Annotated in this window: 5 protein-coding genes; 2 read left to right on the top strand and 3 right to left on the bottom strand. The window is 61.8% G+C overall.

All coding sequences use genetic code 11. The annotated features are described in order from the left end of the window. Nucleotides 1-68: 68 nt before the first annotated feature. From OC610_RS23785 to OC610_RS23795, 3 genes are read right to left on the bottom strand one after another with little or no spacing between them, the layout of a single operon-like run. On the bottom strand, nt 69-659 hold the full coding sequence (locus tag OC610_RS23785; protein ID WP_264431327.1) for an LON peptidase substrate-binding domain-containing protein: 591 nt from the start codon (nt 657-659) through the stop codon (nt 69-71). A 10-nt stretch (nt 660-669) separates the two neighbouring features. After that, entirely contained in the window at nt 670-1,386 is a 717-nt protein-coding gene (locus OC610_RS23790; RefSeq protein ID WP_030140385.1) for an LrgB family protein, read from the bottom strand. Beyond that, nucleotides 1,383-1,748, bottom strand: a complete 366-nt coding sequence (locus tag OC610_RS23795; RefSeq protein ID WP_264431330.1) for a CidA/LrgA family protein — start codon at nt 1,746-1,748, stop codon at nt 1,383-1,385. Before OC610_RS23795 ends, OC610_RS23790 begins: the two co-directional genes overlap by 4 nt. A 303-nt stretch (nt 1,749-2,051) precedes the next feature. On the opposite strand from OC610_RS23795, the gene OC610_RS23800 reads away from it, so the two are divergent. Next, a complete protein-coding gene (locus tag OC610_RS23800; protein ID WP_264431331.1) occupies nt 2,052-2,507 on the top strand; it encodes a MaoC family dehydratase in 456 nt (151 codons plus the stop codon). Nucleotides 2,508-2,600: 93 nt separating this feature from the next. Further along, nucleotides 2,601-3,360, top strand: a 760-nt coding sequence (locus OC610_RS23805; protein WP_408636637.1) for an MORN repeat-containing protein, incomplete at its 3' end; no start/stop codon positions are given.

Here is a 3,360-nt window from a genome sequence, read left to right on the forward strand (position 1 = left end):
CAATGTTGAATGTGCCGCCGTCATCGCGAGCAAGCTCGCTCCCACAGGATCAGCCCTATCAGTAGGGATCAGGCAAACAGCTCGCCTTGCAACTCATCGAGCAACGCCTGGATCGCATCCAGCCGCTGTTGCGGATCGTCGAGTTGCAACAGGTCGAGCTTGTCCAGTTCGTTGAACGGCAGCAGATAGGCCAGTTGATTGGCGAGGGACTGCTGGCCGGTGGCTTCGGTGCCCATGTTCAGCGCTTCGACCATCGGGTGCTCGGCCAAGGCCTTGAGCAGCGCGACCAGGTCGGCGTCTTCATCCTGCAGCGGTTGTTCCGGCTCGTCTTCCAGCCATTCGATTTGCGCCACGGTGAGCTGATCGGCCTGGACGCTGCTGCTATGCACGAGAAAACGCCGGCCGCCCTGCACCCGAATGCCCAGCAGGCCGTTCTCCTGCTGGGAAAAGTCGGTGATCAGCGCTTCACAGCCCACCCGTGCATAGCCGTCAGGCGCGATGCCGACCTCCTCGCCATCGAGGATGCACACCACCCCGAAGCCTTCGCCCTTTTTCATGCAGCGTCCGATCATGTCGAGGTAACGCGCCTCGAAAATCTGCAGATCGAGAATGCAACCGGGGAACAACACGGTGTTCAACGGAAACAGCGGCAAGCTCATAACTCGTTCCTTAAACCGTCATCGACACCACCAGCGGCAGCAGCACCGCCGTGGCCACGCCCATCAGACTCATCGCCAGCGCCGCGAAGGCACCGGTTTCCTCGCTTTCCTGCAATGCCACTGAAGTGCCCACCGCATGGGCCGTCAGGCCCAGGGCCATGCCGCGGGCCTCGGGACTGTGGACACCCAATCGGGTCAGAATGCTCGGGCCGAGGATCGCCCCGAGCACACCGGTGATCAACACGAACACCGCCGCCATCGCCGCCACGCCACCGATCTGCTCGGCCACCAGCATCGCGATGGGCGACGTCACGGACTTGGGCGCCATCGTCATGAGGATCATGTGCTCGGCGCCGAACGCCCAGCCCAACACCACCGCAGACCCGGTGGCAAACACCCCGCCTATCACCAGCGTAGTAAAAATCGGCCAGAACAATTGACGGATTCGCCGCAGGTTCAAGTACAGCGGCACCGCCAGCGCCACCGTCGCCGGCCCCAGCAGGATGCTGAGGATTTCAGTGCTCTTGCGGTATTCGGCGTAGCTGATACCGCAGCCGACCAGCACGGCGATCAGCACCAGCATCGACATCAACACCGGCTGGAGGAATACCCAGCGGGTCTTCTCGAATGCCGCCAACACCAATTGATAAGCACCCAGGGTGATGCCGATGCCAAACAGCGGATGGTGGATGACTGAGGTCCAGGCGCCCTGCCAATCGAACATCATGGCGCGTCCTCCGATTCGACAACATGGCGCCGGGCCAGGCGCTGCATCAACACGCCCGTCAGCATCACGGACAGGATCAGCGACAGCACCAGCGCGCCAACAATGGCCCAGAAGTCGGCGGCGATCGCTCGCGCATAGACCATCACCCCCACCGCCGGCGGTACCAGCAGCAACGGCAGGTAGCGCAACAGGCTGCTGGCGGCCAGGTTCAACGGTTCGCTCACTTCGCCGCGAGCGATCAGGTAGCCCAGCATCAGCAGCAGCCCCACGATCGGCCCCGGCAGGATCGGCAGGAACAAATGATTGATGGCGGTGCCCAGCAATTGGAACAGCACCAGCCAGGTCAGGCCCCTTAGCAACATCCGCTCTCTCCCCCACAAACATGAACCCCACACCTGTAGGAGCTGCCGAGTGCAACGAGGCTGCGATCTTTTGATGTTTCGCTTCCGATCCAATTGGCAGGGGAAAGATCGCAGCCTCGTTGCACTCGGCAGCTCCTACAGGAATAACCAGTGACGCATTTAAGCACGCCCGCGCTATGGTTCGGCATTCGTAAAAAGCATGGTCGATGACCTTCCCGGCGCGCCATGTTGATCTACAGTGGTTCTCGGGGGCGCGGATCCCCGTTCCATAAAAGCAGGACAGATGAACCAAGGAGAGTCTCAATGCCCTACGTTCCCGTTACAGCGCTCAAGGATTATGTCGGCAAGGAACTGGGATGTTCCGATTGGCTGACCATCGACCAGGACCGCATCAATCTGTTCGCCGAAGCCACAGGCGACTTCCAATTCATTCACGTCGACCCGGTGAAGGCCGCGCAGACACCGTTCGGCAGCACCATCGCCCACGGTTTCCTGTCGCTGTCGCTGATACCCAAGCTGATGGAAGACATCCTGATCCTGCCCGAAGGCGTGAAGATGGTCGTCAACTACGGGCTGGACAGCGTGCGCTTCATCCAGCCGGTAAAAGTCGACTCGAAGGTCCGGCTCAAGGTCGAACTGGTGGACGCCACCGAGAAAAAACCCGGCCAATGGTTGCTCAAGGCCACTGCCACCCTGGAAATCGAAGGGTCGGAAAAACCGGCCTACATTGCCGAGCCGCTGTCACTCTGCTTCGTGTAGACCCTTGCGGTCGCGAAACCGCTCATGCAGTTTCGCATCGCTTCAACGCGCATAGCTGCGGCATACTCGTCGCCTGATTACTTGGATCCCGTTATGCGCGCACTTGCCCCCCTGACCCTGGCCCTTCTGCTCACCGCTTGCGGCGACGGCGAATCGCCGTTGCCTCCCGATGCCCGCCTGCCCGACGGCGGGCGTTATCGCGGCGATCTGGTGGACGGCCTGCTGCAAGGCCAGGGGCGCATCGACTACCCCAACGGCAGTTGGTACGCCGGTCAATTCGACAAGGGCCAGTGGCACGGCGCCGGCGAATGGCACGGCAGCAATGGCGAGGTTTATCGCGGTCAATTCGAGCATGGGCTGTTCCATGGCCAGGGCAGCCTGACCACGCCGACCAGCAGCTACACCGGTGGCTTCAAGCAGGGCCGGCGGGACGGCGAAGGGACGCTCAAGGAAAACGGCATGACCTACCGGGGCGAGTTCAAGGCCGACCGTTATTCCGGCCTCGGCCGCCTCGAACTCGATGACGGCAGCCAGTACCAGGGCCCGTTCGTCAACGGCAAGCCGAATGGCGAAGGCCAGCGCTTCGACGCCAGCGGCAACCAGTTCACCGGGCATTTCGTCGACGGCCAACTCCAGGGCAAGGGCACCTTCAACAGCGCCGATGGCGATGTCTACATCGGCGGCTTCAAGAACAACCAGCTCAATGGCCGAGGCCGCTACGAGAACGCCGACGGCGATGTCTGGATCGGCCAGTTCAAGGATGGCGCGCTGACCGGCAAGGGTGAATTGATCGGCGCCGACGGCAGCCATTACCTTGGCCATTTCAACGATTGGCGCTTCACCGGCGAGGGTC

This window comes from Pseudomonas agronomica, from assembly GCF_025917275.1.
Taxonomy (GTDB): domain Bacteria; phylum Pseudomonadota; class Gammaproteobacteria; order Pseudomonadales; family Pseudomonadaceae; genus Aquipseudomonas; species Aquipseudomonas agronomica.